Origin of the sequence: Roseospira visakhapatnamensis (assembly GCF_014197915.1) — a bacterium.
GTDB classification, from domain to species: Bacteria; Pseudomonadota; Alphaproteobacteria; order Rhodospirillales; family Rhodospirillaceae; genus Rhodospira; species Rhodospira visakhapatnamensis.
Window position 1 is genome coordinate 11,998 of the sequence record NZ_JACIGK010000002.1, and the last position, 19,050, is coordinate 31,047.

The 19,050-nt window shown below is 72.4% G+C and carries 16 protein-coding genes; 7 read left to right on the forward strand and 9 right to left on the reverse strand.

Features of this window, described 5'->3' with window-relative positions:
* Positions 1-70 precede the first annotated feature (70 nt).
* From GGD89_RS01520 to argH, 5 genes are all read right to left on the reverse strand, one after another.
* Complete coding sequence (locus GGD89_RS01520; RefSeq protein ID WP_184042343.1) at positions 71-1,315, reverse strand: type III PLP-dependent enzyme; 1,245 nt, start codon at positions 1,313-1,315, stop codon at positions 71-73.
* A gap of 125 nt (positions 1,316-1,440) precedes the next feature.
* Positions 1,441-1,941, reverse strand: coding sequence for an adenosylmethionine decarboxylase (speD, locus tag GGD89_RS01525; protein ID WP_184042344.1), 501 nt, complete (start codon positions 1,939-1,941; stop codon positions 1,441-1,443).
* Positions 1,942-2,172: 231 nt separating this feature from the next.
* Positions 2,173-3,450, reverse strand: coding sequence for a diaminopimelate decarboxylase (lysA, locus tag GGD89_RS01530; protein WP_184042345.1), 1,278 nt, complete (start codon positions 3,448-3,450; stop codon positions 2,173-2,175).
* Positions 3,451-3,493: 43 nt separating this feature from the next.
* Positions 3,494-3,712 (reverse strand): hypothetical protein, encoded by a 219-nt coding sequence (locus GGD89_RS01535; RefSeq protein WP_184042346.1) that lies wholly within the window; start codon positions 3,710-3,712, stop codon positions 3,494-3,496.
* Positions 3,709-5,133 (reverse strand): argininosuccinate lyase, encoded by a 1,425-nt coding sequence (argH, locus tag GGD89_RS01540; RefSeq protein ID WP_221238284.1) that lies wholly within the window; start codon positions 5,131-5,133, stop codon positions 3,709-3,711. Before argH ends, GGD89_RS01535 begins: the two co-directional genes overlap by 4 nt.
* A gap of 24 nt (positions 5,134-5,157) precedes the next feature.
* Here argH and GGD89_RS01545 point away from each other — a divergent pair, with 24 nt between their 5' ends.
* Complete coding sequence (locus GGD89_RS01545) at positions 5,158-5,775, forward strand: TlpA disulfide reductase family protein (protein WP_184042347.1); 618 nt, start codon at positions 5,158-5,160, stop codon at positions 5,773-5,775.
* Positions 5,776-5,783: 8 nt separating this feature from the next.
* Here GGD89_RS01545 and GGD89_RS01550 read toward each other — a convergent pair whose 3' ends face one another.
* Positions 5,784-6,419, reverse strand: coding sequence for a phosphatase PAP2 family protein (locus GGD89_RS01550; protein WP_246422257.1), 636 nt, complete (start codon positions 6,417-6,419; stop codon positions 5,784-5,786).
* Between the two features lie 305 nt (positions 6,420-6,724).
* Here GGD89_RS01550 and GGD89_RS01555 point away from each other — a divergent pair, with 305 nt between their 5' ends.
* Positions 6,725-7,420: a GNAT family N-acetyltransferase gene (locus GGD89_RS01555; RefSeq protein WP_184042349.1), complete on the forward strand. Its 696-nt coding sequence runs from the start codon at positions 6,725-6,727 to the stop codon at positions 7,418-7,420.
* Positions 7,421-7,440: 20 nt separating this feature from the next.
* On the opposite strand, the gene GGD89_RS01560 is transcribed toward GGD89_RS01555, so the two are convergent.
* The 3 genes from GGD89_RS01560 to GGD89_RS01570 all read right to left on the reverse strand — a co-directional run bounded on the left by GGD89_RS01560 (position 7,441) and on the right by GGD89_RS01570 (position 9,846).
* Complete coding sequence (locus GGD89_RS01560) at positions 7,441-8,028, reverse strand: hypothetical protein (RefSeq protein ID WP_184042350.1); 588 nt, start codon at positions 8,026-8,028, stop codon at positions 7,441-7,443.
* A 106-nt stretch (positions 8,029-8,134) separates the two neighbouring features.
* Positions 8,135-8,392 carry a hypothetical protein gene (locus GGD89_RS01565; RefSeq protein ID WP_184042351.1) on the reverse strand — a complete coding sequence of 86 codons (258 nt, stop codon included), beginning with the start codon at positions 8,390-8,392 and terminating at the stop codon, positions 8,135-8,137.
* Positions 8,393-8,814: 422 nt separating this feature from the next.
* On the reverse strand, positions 8,815-9,846 hold the full coding sequence (locus GGD89_RS01570) for an NAD(P)/FAD-dependent oxidoreductase (protein ID WP_184042352.1): 1,032 nt from the start codon (positions 9,844-9,846) through the stop codon (positions 8,815-8,817).
* Between the two features lie 278 nt (positions 9,847-10,124).
* Between GGD89_RS01570 and tsaE the strand changes: the two genes are divergently transcribed.
* Genes tsaE through addA form a run of 5 tightly spaced genes read left to right on the forward strand, consistent with a single transcriptional unit; the run spans position 10,125 to position 19,027 of the window.
* Positions 10,125-10,613: a tRNA (adenosine(37)-N6)-threonylcarbamoyltransferase complex ATPase subunit type 1 TsaE gene (tsaE, locus tag GGD89_RS01575; protein ID WP_184042353.1), complete on the forward strand. Its 489-nt coding sequence runs from the start codon at positions 10,125-10,127 to the stop codon at positions 10,611-10,613.
* Positions 10,603-11,643: an aminoglycoside phosphotransferase family protein gene (locus GGD89_RS01580; protein WP_184042354.1), complete on the forward strand. Its 1,041-nt coding sequence runs from the start codon at positions 10,603-10,605 to the stop codon at positions 11,641-11,643. Before tsaE ends, GGD89_RS01580 begins: the two co-directional genes overlap by 11 nt.
* Positions 11,640-12,419, forward strand: a complete 780-nt coding sequence (locus tag GGD89_RS01585) for a nucleotidyltransferase family protein (RefSeq protein ID WP_246422259.1) — start codon at positions 11,640-11,642, stop codon at positions 12,417-12,419. The genes GGD89_RS01580 and GGD89_RS01585 overlap by 4 nt, the downstream gene beginning before the upstream one ends.
* A gap of 6 nt (positions 12,420-12,425) precedes the next feature.
* Positions 12,426-15,455, forward strand: a complete 3,030-nt coding sequence (gene addB / locus GGD89_RS01590; protein ID WP_184042355.1) for a double-strand break repair protein AddB — start codon at positions 12,426-12,428, stop codon at positions 15,453-15,455.
* Complete coding sequence (gene addA / locus GGD89_RS01595) at positions 15,452-19,027, forward strand: double-strand break repair helicase AddA (RefSeq protein WP_184042356.1); 3,576 nt, start codon at positions 15,452-15,454, stop codon at positions 19,025-19,027. Before addB ends, addA begins: the two co-directional genes overlap by 4 nt.
* Positions 19,028-19,050 lie beyond the last annotated feature (23 nt).

Sequence of the window (19,050 nt, forward strand, 5' to 3'; positions counted from 1 at the left end):
CATGCTCCGACGCTGTGGCATGGACGAAAACCCGGCGTGACGACCTGGGCCACATCGCTCGGGATCATCTTTAAAGGTAATGCGCCTCCAGTGGCGCGAAGCCGTTGAAGCCGACCGACGCATACGTGGTGGTGTAGGCCCCGGTGGACAGCAGCCGCAGCCGGTCGCCGGCCGTCAGCGACAGCGGCAGTCGTATCCCGGCCTTGTCGTAAAGCACGTCGACGCTGTCGCAGGTGGGGCCGGCCAGCACCACCGGGCCGGTGCCCGCGCCGTCGTCGTCGCGGTCGGTGGTGATGGGGTAGCGGATGGCCTCGCCCTCGGTTTCGGCCAGGCCGTTGAACCGCCCGGCGTCCAGGTAGACCCAGCGGCGTTCCTCGCCGGCGTCCTTGCGGGAGACCAGCACCACCTCGGTTTCCAGCACCCCGGCGTTGCCCACCAGGCCGCGCCCGGGTTCGATGGCCAGGCGCGGCGCCTCACCGTCGAACAGGCGGTCGACGGCGGCGCGGATGCCCTCGGCGTAGATCCCGACCTCGGGGACCGGGCGGCCGTACTGGGTGGGCAGGCCGCCGCCCAGGTTGACCAGCGACGGGCTCAGGCCGTCGGCGCGCAGGTCCCGGAACAGTCCCGCGCAGGTCTCCAGGGCGTGGTGCCATTGGGTTGGATCGGTCTGCTGGGAGCCCACATGGAACGACAGCCCGACCGGGTCCAGCCCCAGGCGGCCGGCCAGCCGCATCAGGTCGCGGGCCATGGCCGGCGAGCAGCCGAACTTGCGCGACAGCGGCCACTCGGCGCCGGTGTTGTCGGTCAGGATGCGACAGAACACCCGGGATCCCGGGGCGTTGTCCGCGATCTTGCGCAGTTCTTCCTCGGCGTCGAAGGCGAACAGGTCCACGCCGCGCGCGTGGGCGGCGGCGATGTCGCGGGCCTTCTTGATGGTGTTGCCATAGGACAGGTGCCCGGGATCGGCGCCCAGGCCCAGGCACAGGTCGATCTCCGGCAGGCTGGCCGTGTCGAAGCGCCCGCCCAGGGCGATCAGCCGCGCCACCAGCGGCGCCGCCGGGTTGGCCTTGACGGCATAGTACACGGCGGCCTCGGGCAGCGCGGTCCGAAGCTGGCGATAGTTGTCCTCGACGACGTCCAGATCCACCACCAGACAGGGGGTCTGCGGGCGGTCGGCCAGAAAGGCGGCGGTCTTGCGGGTGAGTCCGGGCGCCACCCAGTCGGGGGAGCGGGAAACCAGGCTCAACGTCGGACAGGTCGCGCCGGCGGACGCGGGGGGATCGATCAGGTCCGCGCGCAGGGCATAGGGGGCCATGTCCACCTCCTTCGGGGGCACGGGCACCGCGCGCGGGTCACGGGCGATCAAGGCCCGCGACCGGCGCGGCGGTCACGACAACGGGGCGTGGGTTGATGGGCGGTCGCCAAAAACGGCGGTTTCGCCTACACCACGCCGCGCTTGTGCTCGACGAGTTGGGACTGGCTGGTCTCAAACGCCTTGCGAAACACCGACACGGCCCGAAGGGGCTGGGCGTCCCCGCACATGAAAATGTCCAGCGCCGCATACCCGCACTCGGGCCACGTGTGGATGCTGATATGCGATTCCGCCAGCACGGCCACCCCGGACACGCCGCCATTGGGCGAGAAGTGGTGCAGGTGGATGTGCAGCAGCGTGGCGTCGGCGACCCGGACGGCCTCGCGCATGGCCTGTTCGACACGGTCCAGATCGTCGATGCCCCGGGCGTTCCAAAGGTCGAGGATCAGGTGGCGTCCCGCGAATGTCAGCCCATTCTCGGTAATGAAGTGGTCAAGTCTGTCGTCGTCCTGGGGCACGTCGATGGGGACGGCCTTAAGGCGGATGGACGGAACGGATCTTACCTCTGCTCGGGCTTCGCGGGCCTCCGCTTCAGTATTCACCGCCAATTGGGGGGATGCGTAGCGCATGATTCCAGATCCCTCAAACCAGCGTTGAACCCGAAGGGTCTTGTTTCGTGTGAACAAGCCTCGTCTGTGGTTATCGACTGTGTGACGCGAAAAAACGCGTGTTGCCAAAAAAAGCGAACGCACCCCCCGTGCGGGTGCATGGGGCAGGTGCGTTGGCCACGGCCGGGGACCATAGCCGTTTCGCGAGCGATCGCAAGGGAAAACTGCGCGCGTGGCGCGGATCGGGACGCCTTACCGCTCCTCCATCCAGGGGGGCAGGTCCTCCAGGGCGGCCATCTCGGCCAGGCTGGGGCGGCGGCGCACCACGTGGAAGCGCTCGCCGTCCACCAGAACCTCGGGCACCAGCGGTCGGCCGTTGTACTGGCCGGCCATGACGGCGCAATAGGCCCCGGCGGTCATGAAGGCCACCAGATCGCCGGCCCCCAGGGACACCGGCAGGGACCGGTCGCGGGCGAAGGTGTCGGCGCTTTCGCAGACCGGGCCGACCACGTCCATCGGCATGGTGTCGGTGCCGGGCGGCGGCGCGATCACCGGGTGGACGGCGTGGTGGGCCTCGTACATGGCCGGTCGGATCAGGTCGTTCATGGCCGCGTCGACGATCAGGAAGGTGCGGGTGATGCCGACCTTGCGATAAAGAATCCGTGACAGCAGCACGCCCGCGTTGCCGACCAGGGCGCGACCGGGCTCGATGGTCAGGGCGCAGTCCAGGTCGCCCACGGTCCGGCGCACGATCTCGGCGTAGGCGGCCGGCGAGGGCGGCACGTCGTGGTCATCGAGATAGGACACCCCCAGGCCGCCGCCCAGGTCGAGGCGCTCCACGGGCACGCCGTCGGCGCGCAGCAGCGCCACCAGGTCGCGCACCTTGCCGAAGGCGGCCTCGAACGGCGCCAGATCCAGGATCTGCGAGCCGATATGGAGCGCGATTCCCTTGACGGCGATGCCCTCCAGGGTGGTGGCGCGGCGGAACACGCGGCGGGCGCTGGTCCATTCGATGCCGAACTTGTTCTCGGCCCGGCCGGTGGTGATCTTGGCGTGGGTGGCCGCGTCCACGTCCGGGTTGACGCGGATGGCGATGGGGGCCCGCACGCCCAGGCGCCGGGCCACGGCATCCAGGGCGTCCAGTTCCGGCTCGCTTTCCACGTTGATCTGGTGGACCCCGGCGCGGAGCGCGGCCTCAAGCTCGCCCTCCGATTTGCCCACGCCGGAAAAGACGATGCGTTCGGCCGGCGCCCCCGCCGCCAGGGCCAGCGCCAGTTCCCCGCCCGAGACCACGTCCACGCCCGCGCCCAGGTCGGTCAGCAGGCGCAGGACCGCCCGGTTGCCGTTGGCCTTCATGGCATAGCAAAGACGGGCGCCCAGGTCGGCGAAGACCTCGGTGAAGACCCGATGGTGACGGGTCAGCGTGGCCGTGGAATAGACGTAGCAGGGCGTGCCCACGGTCTCGGCGATGGCCGTGAGGGGCACACCCTCGGCATGCAGGACACCGTCCCGGTCTGTGAAGTGGTGCATGGGGATCTCACTCGGGTCTGCGCGGCACGCGCCGGGCGTGGGGTCAGGCGCCGGGCTGCGCGGTGCGCTGGCGACGCTGGTCCGGGGTTTCGGGGGCCGGGACCGACCGCGTCGCCGGGGGCGCGGCATCGACGGGCGCCGGATAGATGCGCGGGTAACTGCCGCCCTCGACCGGCAGGTTGGGGGCTTTGCGGCCACAGCCGATCAGGCCGCCGACAAGCGCCACGGCCAGCGCCAGGGCCACGGCCCGCCGCGTGCTCACGGTCCATCCTCCGCCAGGAAGCGCGTCCGGGCCTCGGCGCAGGCGGCGCGCACGCGATCGGGCGCGGTGCCGCCGACGCTGGCGCGGCCGGCCGCCGATCCGGCGGCGTCGAGGCGCAGGTCTTCGGTGATGCGCGGCTCGACCGTCCGCAGGTCCTCCAGCGACAGGTCCTCCAGCCCGACGCCCCGGGCCTCGGCCAGCTTGACGATGGCGCCGGTGACGTGATGGGCGTCGCGGAAGGGCATCCCCAAGGCGCGCACCAGCCAGTCGGCGATGTCGGTGGCGGTGGAGAAGCCGGCCCCGGCGGCGGCCGCCAGGCGGTCGCGGTGGACGGTCAGGTCGCCGATCATGCCGGTCATGGCGGCGATGCCGAGCGCCAGGGTGTCCACGGCCTCGAACAACGGCTCCTTGTCCTCTTGCATGTCCTTGGAATAGGCCAGGGGCAAGCCCTTCATGACCATCAGCAAGCCGGTCAGATGACCGACCACGCGGCCGGTCTTGGCGCGCACCAACTCGGCGGCGTCCGGGTTGCGCTTCTGCGGCATGATCGAACTGCCGGTGGAGAAGCGGTCCGACAGCCGCACGAACCCGAACGGGGCGCTGGTCCAGATCACCAGTTCCTCGGCCAGCCGCGACAGGTGCACGGCGCACAGCGACAGGGCCGCCAGCACCTCCACCGCGAAGTCGCGGTCGGAGACGGCATCCAGGCTGTTGGCCATGGGCCGGTCGAAGCCCAGCGCGGCGGCGGTGGCGTGGCGGTCGATGGGAAAGCCGGTGCCGGCCAGGGCGGCGGCCCCCAGGGGGCTTTCGTTGAGGCGGGCGCGCGCGTCCCGCAGGCGGCCCCGGTCGCGGCCCACCATCTCGACGTAGGCCAGCAGGTGGTGCCCCAGGGTCACCGGCTGGGCCGCCTGAAGGTGCGTGAAGCCGGGCATGACGGCGTCGGCGTGGGCCTCGGCCTGGGTGATCAAGGCCCGTTGCAGCCCCTGAAGCGCGCCGTCCAGCCCGTCGATGGCGTCGCGGGTCCACAGGCGCAAGTCGGTGGCCACCTGGTCGTTGCGCGAGCGCGCGGTGTGCAGGCGCCCGGCCGCCGGGCCGATGATCTCGCGCAGGCGGGCCTCCACGTTCATGTGGATGTCCTCCAGCGCCGTCTTGAAGACGAACCGGCCGTCCTCGATCTCTTGCAACACCTGGTCCAGGCCGGTCAGGATGGCCTCGCCGTCGGCGCGCGGGATGATGCCGGTGTCCATCAGCATGCGGCAATGCGCTCGCGATCCGGCGATGTCCTGCCGGTACAGCCGCTTGTCGAAACCGATGGAGGCGTTGATGCGCGCCATGATCTCCGCCGGGCCGGCGGAGAATCGTCCGCCCCACATGGCGCTGGCGCCCGCGTCACCCGTCTTGCCGTCGTCCTTCGTCACCATCTCATTCATCAGGGGAACCCACTCTTGACCGTCGCCTGGACCCGACTCCCGAGGACCCGGACCCTGATCCTGGGGGCCATCATCCTCATCGGCCTCGCCGTTGCAAGCCTCACCGTGTTTCTGGCGGTGTCCTGGCTCACGGACTCCGCCCGCGGTGGGCCGGGGGGCGGCGACCCGGCGGCCCTGTTGCGCGCCGCGGCGGCGGAGGGATCCGGCGCCGTGATGACCGGGGCGGCCTTCCGGGACGGCGCCGGGCGGGCCGTCTCCCTGGCCGATTTCCGGGGGCAGGTGGTGGTCCTGAACCTGTGGGCCACCTGGTGCGGCCCGTGCCTGCGGGAGATGCCGGCGCTGGACCGGCTCCAGGCGGCTCTGGGCGGCGAGGGCGTGGCGGTGGTGGCCGTGTCCACGGATCGGGCATCGGTTTCGGACCTGCGGACCTTCTTCCGGAGCCAGCGCCTGCGGCACCTGCCGCTGTATCACGATCGTGCGGGCGATCTGGCGCGGGCGCTGGCCCTGGACGGACTGCCCACCACCCACATCCTGGATCGGGACGGCCGCCTGCTGGCGACGCACAAGGGCTACCTCGCGTGGGACCACCCCGGCGTGATTGCCTGGCTGCGCGGGCTGGTGGCGGGCGGCTGAGCCTTGATCTAACGGGGGTTGCCCAGGCGGATGTCGTGGCCCCGGCGCCGCGCCCAGCGCGCCAGAAGCACCACCGTGGCGATGCCGATGAGGCTGCCCATCAGCACGTCCGACAGGTAGTGCACGGTCAGGAACAGGCGGCTCGCGGCCACCAGGATCCCCAGGGTGACCCAGGTGGGCCAGTGGCGCGGGAAGATCAGCATCAGCGCCGTCATCGCCGCCCAGATGGTCTGCGAGTGGCCCGAGGGAAAGCTGTTGGCGGCCCACTCGAACGACAGCGGCGCGAACCCGTACTCGCCCTCGCGGAACAGCCAGACGGGCCGCAGTCGCCCGAACAGGGCCTTCAACGCGGTCACCAGCACGCCGCTGAGCGCCAGTCCCGCCAGCAGGAACGCGGTGGCCCGCGCGCGCGCCGCCCAGCGGGCCGAGGAGTCGGGCCAGCGTGACCGGGCCTCGCGCCAGCGGCAGACGCCCCAGGTGGCCAGGCCCAGGGTGTACCAGGGCCAGCCCGACCCCAGCGCGGTGAGCACGCGCCAGAAGCCTTGCCAGTCGCCGTCGACCCGCGCCTTCAGGGCCAGGGCCAGGGGCTGGTCGAGCAGGGCGATGGACAGGAGGCAGGCCAGGACCACCCAGGCGAAGGTCATCCCCAGCGGCCACCGCCGGACTAGGGCGGTGTGCCGGGATCGCCAGCGGCGGACGATCCCGCGCGCGCGCGTGGCGAGGGGGGCGGGGGGATGGGACCGGAAAAGGCGCGCCATGGGGTTCCTGGATGAAATAATTTGATTTCGAGGGGGTTACCGGATGTTCTTCAAGTCAGGACTGCGCTATCGTAAGCCTGGACGGCACGGGTTCCCCTGCCGCCCTGTCTAACGCCCGGGGTCTGCCCCGACAAGCGTGTCCCCCGGCCGCGCGCCGGTCTGTCCGCGTCCCGTCTCACGGTGTGCCCGTCATGCCCCTCAGCCTTGCCACGCCGCACCCGCTTCCCCCCCGCACCCGCCAGCCGGTGACGGTCCGCTCGGAGGGGGCCACCGGGCGTGGCGCCGCGTTCTGGACCGTGACGCGCGAGGGAATCCACCTGCGGCCGATGACCGCGCGCGACGCGGGCGCGGTGCGGGATTTCCTCCAGGCCCAGTACGACGCCTTCAACGCCGTGGACAACACGGCGCTCGGCCACGCGACCTTCCGCGCCTTCATCGCCGTGGCGGCATTGCGGGCACGGCTGGACGCCGGCCAGGTGATTCACCTGGCGGAGCGGCGCGGCCAGGTCCTGGGCGTATGCGAGATCCAGTCCGACGGCTACCTGACGCTGATGTATGTGCGCGGCGACTTCCAGGGACGCGGCCTGGGGCGCCGGCTGTTGCAGACGGCGCTGACGCGGTTGATCGCGACGCGGGGGGCGTTGGGCTGTATCCGCGTGCGCGCCATGCCCTATGCGCGCCGGTTCTACGAACAGATGGGCTTCCGCCATCTTGGCGAGGTGCTGCGCGAGGATCGGGGAATCCGCTACTACCCGTTCGTCCTGGACCTGGAGCCGGCCGCCGCCCCCGCGCCGGATCACGAGGCCGAGTCGCGTGGCCCGACGGCGGGTCCCGATCACGGCCGGGAGTCACCCCGGAACGCCGAACAGGCGCCGTCCACCCGGTAGGAGGCCGGTCTCCGCCGTCGTCAGCGGCACATCTCCGATAGCCGTTGCGCCTCCGGGTCCACCTCGACGATGCCCGAGCCCAGGGTCACGTCCGTGAACAGGCCGGGACCCACCTGGGTCGCGATCCGCGCCAACAGGCGTTCCTTGAGCGCCGCCGCGTCGAGGTGTGCCTTGTCCTGGACCGAGACCGGCTGTTCGTTCAGTGCCATCATCACCGCCTCGTGGGCCCAGGGCGCCTTGAAACAGGCCAGCACGCGGCGGTCCGGGTGTGGGGTCAGGCGGATGGTGAACGCCTCGTAGCGGGACCGGCGATTCTGGAGCACCGGCAGCCACATGACGCTGAGCTGCATGTAGTCTCCGGTGACCGAGTCCGCCTCGGTCCGGGGCAGCACGGTTTCCTTGTCCGGGCGGTCACCGGCCGAGGCCGCCGACGATCCGTGTCCGCCGCCATGGCCGCCGCCGCCCCCGGCCGCCAGGGCGGGGGCGGCGAACAGCGCCGCCCCGAGCACGACGCCCAGCGCAAGGTGCGCGACCCGTCCTCGGCGTATCCGGCGGCGGCCCGCGTCACGCGGCCGCCGTGCGGTCGAGTCCCGATGGTCCCCTGTCATGGCTGGCGTACCCCCCGTCTCGGTCCCGGCTTGCATGGTCATCCAAGGGCGCCGACGCGGCCGCGTCCCGGCCATCGACTTCGAGTCGCCGCGTCGCGCGGCGTGGTCAGGCGGCGCCGTGGCCGCCCATCGACAGGTGACGGCCCCGCAGGGCGCGAGGCGGAATCACGGCCGGGGCCGACATGGCGCCGGTCACCAGCATCAGGTCAGGGCGGCCCCGAAACGCCATGGCGGGCACCCGGTGGCCGTCCTGGCGGGGATTCCGGGTGGTCGCGGTGGACGTGGTCCAGGGCACGCGCATGGTGGCGGGGCGGGTCGGGCGGCCCAGGGACAGCAAACCGTCAAGCAACATCCGAACGATCATGTGGATGGGTTTCCGTTAGATACAAGAAATCACAAAAACTCTCTTCTGGATGTCTGACATCAGCACCCATGCGTGGCAAGTCTTCTGGCTTGCGTAAATGGAAGCGAGTCCATGGAACCCCTAGAAGACCGACATACCCCGCGTCCTTCAAAACAGGACGTTCGGCCTTTTGGTTCGACACCCCTCTCTCACCATCTGACTATATCGGTGCCGGGCAGGGCGAAAAAGGTCTTTTTTCTGATCGTTTGCTTTCTCTTGTCTTAGGTAAGGAATTGCCGACAAGTCCCTGTTAAGACACCAAAAGTGGCCGAATGAGGGGCCCGAACCCGAGCGAACGGCCGCGCACGCCCCGCCCTCGCGCGACCCGTCGGCCGGGATGCGTCCCAGGAATAGATGGGGGGTCGGGCCGTTCGGGCGGACGATCAGGCCGACAGGCTGGGGACGCCGGTGGTCGTGGAATGCTCGAAATGCAGGGCCTCGCCCGGGTGGGCGACCCCATAGGCCGCATGGGCCGCCGCCGCCGCCTCGGCGAATCCGGTCAGGATCAGCTTCAGCTTGCCGGGATAGCTGGCCACGTCGCCGACGGCGAAAACCCCGGGCAGGTTTGTGGCGCAGGTGGCCGGATCCACGACGAGCTGGTGGCGCTGAAGATCGAGTCCCCAGTGCGCGATGGGACCCAGGTCGGTCGCCAGCCCGAAGAACGGCAGCAGGCGGTCAGCCTCCAGACGGCGGGTGCCGCCGTCCAGATCGGCCACCACCACCGCCGAAAGGACACCATCCGCGCCCTCCAGCGCGTGCAACTGATAGGGCGTGACCAGGTCGATGCGACCGGCCTCGGCGAGGGCATGCAGGCGGGCGATGCTCTCCGGCGCGGCGCGGAACCGGGCGCGGCGGTGCACCACGCTGACGCTGGTGGCCACCTCGGCCAGGGATAGCGCCCAGTCCACCGCCGAATCGCCACCGCCGGCGATCACCACCCTTTGGTCGCGAAATGAATCGCGTCGCGCTACAAAATAGAAGATACTGGTGCCTTCATAGTGCTCCAGGCCGGCCAGGGGGGGCCGATTGGGGCCGAAGGCGCCGGCTCCGGCGGCGATCAGCACCACCGGGGCCTCGATCACCGTCCCGGTGCCGGTGGTCAGGCGCCAGCGGGCATCATCCTCGGTGCGCGCCAGACCCTCGACCCGCTGGCCCAGATGGAAGGTGGGCGCGAACGGCTTGGCCTGATCCAGCAGCCGGTCGATCAGGTCGCCCCCCAGGATCTGGGGGAAGGCCGGTACGTCGTAGATGGGTTTCTCCGGATACAGGGCCGTGCACTGGCCCCCCGGTGCATCCAGAACATCGACCACATGACACCGCAGCCGCGCCATTCCCAACTGAAAAATGGCGAACAGGCCGACCGGCCCGGCGCCGATGACGACCGCATCTGTGTGATGGACGGAGGATTCTGGCATACGGGGGACTCCAGGGCGGGCCATGGGCGGCGGCCGTGGAGAAACGACCGCGGCGCGCGGGACGGATGCGGGCGGTTCGATGACGCCGCGCGGGTATGGCATAGCGGGGCGGCGGGTGCCTTTCAACCCCACCGCCCGGGCATCGCGGGCGGCTTCCCGGTCTCGGTGCCCCGTCCGGGCCCGGGGTGCATTGCGGGCGGCGTCGTGGGCGGCTAAAAGGCGGCGGGTGGCCGTGATCCTGGCCACCGCCCAGTCTTGATTCCGGAAAGGCATGTGCCATGACCGATCACGTGTTTGCCTTGGCCGATGCCGCCGCCACCGAGCGTCTGGGCGCGGCGTTGGCGGCTCGGTGCCGGGCGGGCGATGTGCTGGCCGTGTGGGGTGACCTGGGCGCCGGCAAGACCGTGCTGGCCCGCGCCTTCGTCCGGGCGCGCACCGGCGATCCGGAGGAGGAGGTTCCCAGCCCCACGTTCACCCTGGTCCAAAGCTACGACGGTGCGGACGGCGTGCCTGTTTTCCACTATGATCTCTATCGGCTTGAGTGTTCCGATGATGTCTGGGAACTGGATCTTGAGGATGCGCTGGCCGACGGCGTGACGGTGATCGAGTGGCCGGAGCGGTTGGGAGCCCTGCTGCCGGAGGATCGCCTGGACGTGCGGCTGGAGCATGCCTCGCCCGGCGAGGACGCGGACGGCAGACGCGCGATCGTGACACCACATGGCGCATGGGGGACGCGCCAGGGAAAGAGTGCTTGTCATGTGGCATGACAGACCGGCATGGGCCTTTCGGTCTGTGGACTCAACCCGGCAGGCGGCCCTTGCCGCTCTCCTGACCGATGCCGGCTGGACGCTTGAGGACTGTCGGCCGCTGGCCGGCGACGCGTCGTTTCGCACATATCATCGCCTGGTGCGGGACGATCGTCGCGCCATCCTGATGGACGCCCCGCCCGCTCACGAGGACGCCGGCGCCTTCGTGCGCATCGCCCATCACCTGGTGGCCCTCGGGTATTCCGCGCCCCGCATCCTCGCCGAGAGCGCCAGCCAGGGCTTCGTTCTGCTGGAGGATCTTGGCGACGAGACCTTCACCCGATGCCTTTCCGGCGGCGCCAACGAGACGGCGTTGTATGCCATGGCCGTGGACCTGCTGATCGATCTGCATCGCCGGCCGCCGGACGAGATCCTGCCCCCCGATCTGGTGCCGCGCTACGACGACACCCGCCTGATCGAGGAGGTCTGCCTGCTGACCAACTGGTACGTCCCGGCGGTCCTCGGCACGCCGCCGGTGGCCGGGGCGCTGTTCGAGTACGAGGCGTTGTGGCGGGCGGTGTTCCCGCTGGCCCGCGCGGTGCCGGAGACCCTGGTGCTGCGCGATTTCCACATGGACAACCTGATGCGTCTTCAGGGCCGGCGCGGCGTGGCGGCCTGCGGCCTGCTGGACTTCCAGGATGCGGTGGCGGGGCCAGTCACCTACGACCTGGTGTCGTTGCTGGAGGACGCGCGGCGTGATATCGACCCGGCGCTGGTGGCGGTCCTGCGCCACCGCTATCGGGCGGCCTTTCCGGCGCTGGACGCGGATGCCTTCGCGGCCAGTTGGGCGGTCATGGCGGCGCAACGGCACGCCAAGGTCATCGGCATCTTCACCCGCCTGCACCGGCGCGACGGCAAGTCCGACTACCTGCCGCATATCGCCCGGGTCTGGCGCCTGCTGGAAGCGGCGCTGACCCACCCCATGCTGGCCGATCTGCGGACCTGGTTCGAGGTCCATGTGCCCCCCTGGCGGAGGATCACGCCGACATGATGTGCGCCGATCACCAGCCCGTGACGATTCCGCCGGTCGGTGATGTTGCCATTCCACGATGTGCCATGGTGCTGGCGGCCGGCCGGGGGAACCGCCTGCGGCCCATCACCGAAACCCTGCCGAAACCGCTGGTGCGGGTGCGCGGGCGGGCCCTGATCGACCACGCCCTGGATCGGCTGGAAGAGGTGGGCGTGGAAACCTGCGTGGTCAACGTGCATCACCTGGCCGATCAGGTGCGCGCGCACACCGCCCGCCGCCGTCGGCCCCGCGTGGTGATCTCCGACGAGACCGATGCGCTGCTGGAGACCGGCGGCGGCGTGCGCAAGGCGCTGCCGCTGCTGGGGGATGATCCGTTCTTCGTCATCAACACCGACGTGCTGTGGCTCAACGGGGTTCGCCCGGCCCTGACACGGCTCGCCGAGGCCTGGGACGATGCCCGCATGGATGCGTTGCTGCTGGTGCTGCGGCTGGTGGGGGCCAACGGCTACGAGGGGCGTGGTGACTTCTTCGTCGATGCCCTGGGGCGGCCGCGCCGGCGACGGGCCCAGGAGATCGCACCCTTCGTGTACGCGGGGGTGCAGATGCTGGCGCCGCGCCTGTTCGAGGATACCGAGGCCGGCTCGTTCTCCCTCAACCGTCTTTATACCCAGGCGCTGGACGAGACCCGGCTGTGGGCGCTGCCGCATGATGGCGAATGGTATCACGTGGGCACGCGGGCCGGCCTGGATCTGGCGGAACACCGGCTGGGCCAACACGGTCCCTACAGCGACCAGTAGGGCGCCATGACCGGCGCCGCGTCCCGTGTCTTCACCATCGACCCCGGCCGGCCCTTCGTGGATGCGCTGGCGGCGGGCCTGCTGGACCGGTATCGCGGGGACAGGGACACGGGGGGCGATCCCCTGGCCCTTGCGGCGGTCACCATTCTGCTGCCCACGCGTCGCGCCTGTCGGGCCCTGCGCGAGGCGTTCTTGCGCCGGGGCGGGGGGCGGGCTTTGCTGCTGCCGCGCATGCTGCCGCTGGGCGACGTCGACGAGGACGACCTGGTCCTGGAGGCCGGCGCCGGCCTGATGCCGGGCGAGGGCGCGGCGCTGGCCGACCTGCCGCCCGCCGTCTCCGACCTGCGGCGGCGTCTGCTGCTGGCGCGTCTGGTCGCCGCCCGCCCCCTGGACCCCGGGGGGCGCCCGCCGACGCCCGATCAGGCGGCGTGGCTGGCCGCCGACCTGGGGCGCCTGCTGGACCAGGTGCAGACCGAGCGGGTGTCCCTCGGCGCGCTGGCCGGCCTGGCGCCGGAGCGCTTCGCCGCCCACTGGCAGATCACGGTCCGTTTCCTGGCCGTGCTGTCCGAGGTCTGGCCCGGCGTGCTGGAGGCCGAGGGTTGCCTGGACCCCGCCGACCGGCGCGACCGGCTGATGACGGCCCAGGCCACGCGCTGGACCGAGACGCCGCCGCCCGGCCCGGTGATCGCCGCCGGCAGCACCGGGTCCATTCCCGCGACCGCCGACCTGCTGGCGGTGGTGGCGGCCTTGCCCCGGGGCGCGGTGGTGCTGCCGGGGCTGGACCGGACCATGGACGAGGCCAGTTGGGCGGCGCTGGACCCCACCCATCCCCAGTACGGCCTGCGCGGCCTGCTGGCGCGTCTGGGCGTGGACCGGCGCGCCGTGGCCGACTGGCCGGCATCCCTGGAGGATACCGCCGATCCCAAGGCCGCCGCCGGCCGCCGCGCCCTGATCGCCGAGGCCATGCGTCCGGCGGCCACCACCGATGCCTGGCGCGAGGCCCGGCCGCTGCCGTCCGAGGCGCTGGCGGGGGTCGCCCGGCTCACCTGTCCCGGCCCGCGCGAGGAGGCCGAGGCCATCGCCCTGATGATGCGCGAGACCCTGGAGCATCCGGGTCGCACCGCCGCCCTGGTCACGCTCGACCGGGATCTGGCCCGGCGGGTGGCGGCCAGCCTGGATCGCTGGGGCGTGGCCCTGGACGATTCGGCCGGCCAGCCGCTGGGGGTGACCGAGCCCGGCGGCATCCTGCGGCTGCTGGCGCGGGCGACGGCCGAGGACCTGGCGCCAGGTCCGCTGCTGGACCTGCTGCGCCATCCCCTGGCCGCCGGGGGCCAGGACGAGGCGCGCTTCCGCGCGCAGGGGCGGCGCCTGGAGCTTCGGGTGCTGCGCGGACCGCGTCCGCCGGCCGGGATCGATGGCCTGCGGCGGGTGGCGCGCGCGCGGGGCGTGCCGGAGGGTGGCGGCCTGATACGCGTCCTGGACCGGCTGGAGCGGATCCTGGGTCCCCTGGTCGCGCTGATGGCCGGCCCCGAGGTGCCCTTGCGCCTGCTGGTCGAGACGCACATGGCCTGCGCCGAGGCCCTGGCCGCCAGCGACGACACGCCCGGACCCATGCGCCTGTGGGCGGGACCGGCGGGCGAGGCGGCCGCCCTGTTCGCCGCCGACCTGATCACCGCCGCCGAGGGCCTGCCGCCACTGGCGCCGCGCCATTATCCGGGACTTCTTGATGCGCTGATGGTCGGGCGGGTGGTGCGGCCGCCCCAGGGCGGGCACCCGCGCCTGTCCATCCTGGGGCCGCTGGAGGCCCGTGCCTGGCACGCCGATCACATGATCCTGGGCGGGCTGAACGAGGGCTCGTGGCCGCCCGCCGTGGCCGCCGACCCATGGATGAGCCGGCCGATGCGCGCCGCCTTCGGGCTGTCGCCGCCGGAGCATCGCGTCGGCCTGTCGGCCCATGACTTCACGCAGGCGTTCTGCGCGCCGCGCGTGACCCTGACCCGGGCCGACCGGGTCGAGGGAACACCGACGGTGCCGTCGCGCTGGCTGCTGCGGCTGGACGCGGCCACCCAGGCGACCGGGCTGGGCGCGGCGTGGCGGGCGGCGGCGGCGCGGGGGGCGTCCTGGCTGGCCCTGGGGGGGCGCCTGCGGGCGGTGGCGGCGGTCTCGCCGGCCCCGCCGCCGGCGCCCACGCCGCCGGTGGAGGCGCGCCCCGGCCGCCTGTCGGTGACCCGCGTCGAGACCTGGATGCGTGATCCCTACGGCATATATGCCCGCTTCATCCTGGGGCTGGAGGCGCTGGACGCGCTGGATCGGCCCTTGGGCGTCCAGGACTACGGGATGCTGGTGCATGACGCCCTGGAGCGGTTTCGCGCCGCGTGGCCGGAGGACCTGCCCCCGGACCCCGAGGCCGAGTTGTTGCGCCTGGGACGCGCGGTGTTCGAGGCGCATGGCGACAACGCCGCCGTGGCCGCGTTCTGGTGGCCGCGTTTCGTGCGCACCGCCCGCTGGGTCATCGACCAGGAGCGCGCCCGCGCCGGAACCGTGCGCCGGGTGCGTGTGGAGGTTGCCGGCGACCTGGCGCTTTCGGGTGTCGCGCGGCCCTTCACCCTGACCGCCCGCGCCGATCGGGTGGAGGAAACCGTCGACGGAGACGTGGTGGTCGTGGACTACAAGACCGGCGCGCCGCCCACCGGACGCGAGGTGCTGGCCGGGTATGCGCCGCAATTGCCCCTGGAGGCGGCCATGGTCGCCGCCGGGGCGTTCCCGGGGATTCCCCCAGCCCCGGTGGTGGGCCTGGAGTACTGGCGGCTTGGTGGCGGGCGCGAGCGCCCGGGCGAGATCCGCCCCGTGGCCGGCGATGCCGGTGATCTGGCCCGGCGGGCGCTGGACGGGCTGACGGCGTTGGTCAACCTGTACGCCCGGCCGGAAACGCCCTATCCGGCCCGTCCGGTGCCGGACGTCGCCCCCCGGTATTCGGACTACGAGCATCTGGCCCGGGTGCGCGAATGGGCCGCCGCCGGGGAGGAGGGGGAATGACCGGCGCCCCCGCGTCGTCCCCTGGCGCGCTTGACCCGGTCGCGCTGGCCGGGCGGGAGCAGCGCCGGGCGGCGGACCCGGCGGTCTCCGCCTGGGTCGCCGCCAGCGCCGGTTCCGGCAAGACCAAGGTGCTCACCGACCGGGTGCTCAACCTGCTGCTGGAGGACACCGCGCCCGAGCGCATCCTGTGCCTGACCTTCACCAAGGCCGCCGCCGCCGAGATGGCCAACCGGGTCGCGGACCGGCTGGCCGGCTGGGCGGTGGCCGACGACGCGACCCTGGCGCGGGCGCTGACGGACCTGGCCGGCCGGCCGCCGTCTCCCGGCGGCATGGCGCTGGCGCGCCGCCTGTTCGCCCGGGTGCTGGACACGCCGGGCGGCCTGCGCATCCAGACCATCCATGCCTTCTGCCAGTCGGTGTTGCGGCGGTTTCCGCTGGAAGCGGGCCTGTCCCCCGGCTTCCAGGTGATGGACGAGCGCGTCGCCCGGGAAGCCGCCGAGGTGGCCTTGCGCACGGTGCTGGACGCGGCGCGCCTGGGCGACCCGGCCCGCGATCCCCTGACCCAGGCCCTGGCCCTGGTGACCGAGCGGGTCAGCGAGGACCGCTTCCCCAAGCTGATGGCGGCCATGACGGGCGCCGCGCCCCGCCTGCGGCGCCTGTTCGCGGCGCGGGGCGGGCTGACGGCGACGCAGCGGGCGATTCAGGCGCGGCTGGGGCTGGCGGGGGACGAGACACCCGGGTCCCTGGTCGCCGCCGCCTGCGCCGATCAGGCGTTCGATGGACCGGCCCTGCGCGCGGCGGCGGCGGTGCTGGCCGGGATGGGAGCCAAGACCGACAAGGGCCGCGCCGAGGCCGTGGCCGCGTTCCTGGCGGCGCCGGCGGAGGCCCGTCCGGATGCACTGGCGACGTACGTCAAGGTGTTCTTCGACAGCAAGGGCATGCCGCGTCCGCCGGACAGACTGTCGGCGACCAAGGCGGTGCGCGACGGCCACCCCGAGGTGATGGACGCCCTCGCCGCCGAACAGGAGCGCCTGATCCGCCTGGACGCGCGCCGGCGGGCGGCGCTGGTGGCGGAGGCGACCAATGCCCTGCTGACCGTGGCCGACGCCTATCTGCGCGCCCTGGCGGCCCAGAAGACGGCGCGCGGGCTGCTGGATTTCGACGACCTCATCCATCACACCCGCGCCCTGCTGGAACGCGCCGACGGCGCCGCCTGGGTGCTGTACAAGCTGGACGGCGGGCTCGACCATCTGCTGATCGACGAGGCCCAGGACACCAGCCCCGACCAGTGGGCGGTGGCCCGGGCGTTGACCGAGGAGTTCCACGCCGGCCTGGGGCGCGAGGGTCCGCCGGGCGCCGCCGCGCCACCCCGGCGAACCGTGTTCGCCGTGGGCGACCGCAAGCAGTCCATCTACGGCTTCCAGGGGGCCGATCCGGCGGGGTTCGAGGCCATGCGCGCGCGGGTCGCCGCGCGGGCCCGGGCCACCGGCGCGCGCTTCGAGGACGTGGGCTTGCATGTGTCGTTCCGCTCCACGCCGGCGGTGCTGGAGGTCGTCAACCGCGTGTTCGCCCGCGACGACGCCCGCGACGGCGTGGCCGAGACCACGGCGGACGTCACCCATATCCCGGCCCGCGTGGGACAGGCGGGCCTGGTGGAGCTGTGGCCGCCCGTGGATCCGCCGGCGGGCGCCGATCCCGAGCCCTGGAAGCCGCCGGTCGAGCGGTTGCGGGTGGAAAGCGCGCCGACGCGGCTCGCGCGCCTTGTCGCCCGGCGCATCCACCGCATGATCGCCGGGGACGAGGGACGGGGGGGCGAGCGCCTGCCGGCCCGGGACCGACCGATCCGCGCGGGCGACGTGCTGGTGCTGGTGCGGCGGCGGACGGCCTTCGTCGGTGACCTGACCCGGGCGCTGAAGACCCTGGGCGTGCCCGTGGCCGGGGCCGACCGCATGGTGTTGACCGAGCAGATGGCGGTCATGGATCTGATGGCCCTGGGCCAGGCGGTGCTGCTGCCCCAGGATGACCTGACGCTGGCCACGGTGCTCAAGGGACCGCTGATCGGCCTGACCGAGGATGAGCTGTTCACGCTGGCCCATGGGCGCGGGGCGCGCTCCCTGTGGTCGGTTCTGGAGGATCACGCGGGCGCCGACAGCGCCTTTGGCCGGGCTTGGCGGCGGCTGTCGGACGTGATGGCCCGGGCCGACCGGGTGCCGCCCCACGAGCTGTTCGCCCACGTGCTGGAGCGCCTGGACGGGCGCCGCGCGCTGATCGCCCGCCTGGGCACCGAGGCCGAGGACCCCATCGACGAGTTCCTTGCCCAGGCCCTGGCCCACGATCGCGATCAGGCGCCGTCCCTGGGCGCCTTCCTGCGGGCGCTGGCCGTGGCCGGAACCGAGATCAAGCGGGACCTGGACCACGGCGGGGGCGTGCTGGGCGGCGGTGCGGTGCGGGTGATGACCGTGCACGGGTCCAAGGGCTTGCAGGCGCCGGTGGTGATCCTGCCCGATACCCTGGGCATGCCGCCGGCCGGGGATACCCATGTCGACTTCGAGGGCGACGGGGATGACGCTTTGCCGTTCTGGGCGCCGCGCGCCGCCGATCGCGAGCCCGCCGTCACCCAGCCCCTGCATGAGGCGCGTCTGGTCGCCCAGGAGCGCGAGTATCGCCGCCTGCTGTACGTGGCCCTGACCCGGGCCGAGGACCGTTTGATCGTGTGCGGCTGGAACACCCGCCGGAGAGCGTCGGACGGGACCTGGTATCACTTGGTGGCGCGGGCGCTGGAGGGGTTCGCCGCCGTCGACCCGGTGCCCGATCCCGACCTGATGGCCGCCGGCGTGGCCGAGGCGGATGCCCACGTTCGGCGTCACCGGGGTGAGCAGGTGCGCCCGCCGCGCGCCGACGGGGCCGGGGAGGGGGGGGCGGCCGTGCCCCCGGACGAGGCCGATCCCCCCTGGCTGTGGCGCGCGCCGGCCGCCGAGCCGCGTCCGTCGCGTCCCCTGGCGCCGTCGCGCATGGAGGTCGACCCGGCGGCGGCATCCCCGGTGGCGCCGGCCGGCGCGCCGGACCCCTTCCAGCGTGGACGGCTGATCCATCGGCTGTTACAGAGCCTGCCCGACCTGCCCCCGGCCGGATGGGCCGCCGCCGCGCGCGCCTATCTGGCGCGGCCCGCCCATGGGCTGGCGCCCGAGACGGTGGCGGCGATCACCGCCGAGGTCCAGGCGGTGCTGGACGATGCCGCGCTGGCGCCGGTGTTCGGCCCGGGCTCCCGTGCCGAGGTGCCCATCGTCGGGCTGGTGGCGGGGGAGGTGGTGTCCGGTCAGGTCGACCGGCTGCTGGTCACCGACGACCGGGTGATGGTGCTGGACTTCAAGACCAACCGGCCGCCGCCCAGCGATCCGGCCAAGGTGCCCCCGGTCTACCTGCGGCAGATGGCCCTGTATCGCGCCGTGCTGCGCCAGGTATACCCGGACCGGCCGATCCTCTGCGCCCTGGCCTGGACCGTCGGCCCGCGCCTGATGGTGCTGGACGCCGGGCTTCTCGATACCGGCCCGCGCCCGGCAGGAGAGCGATGAGGGGCCATCGGACCCGTGGCCCC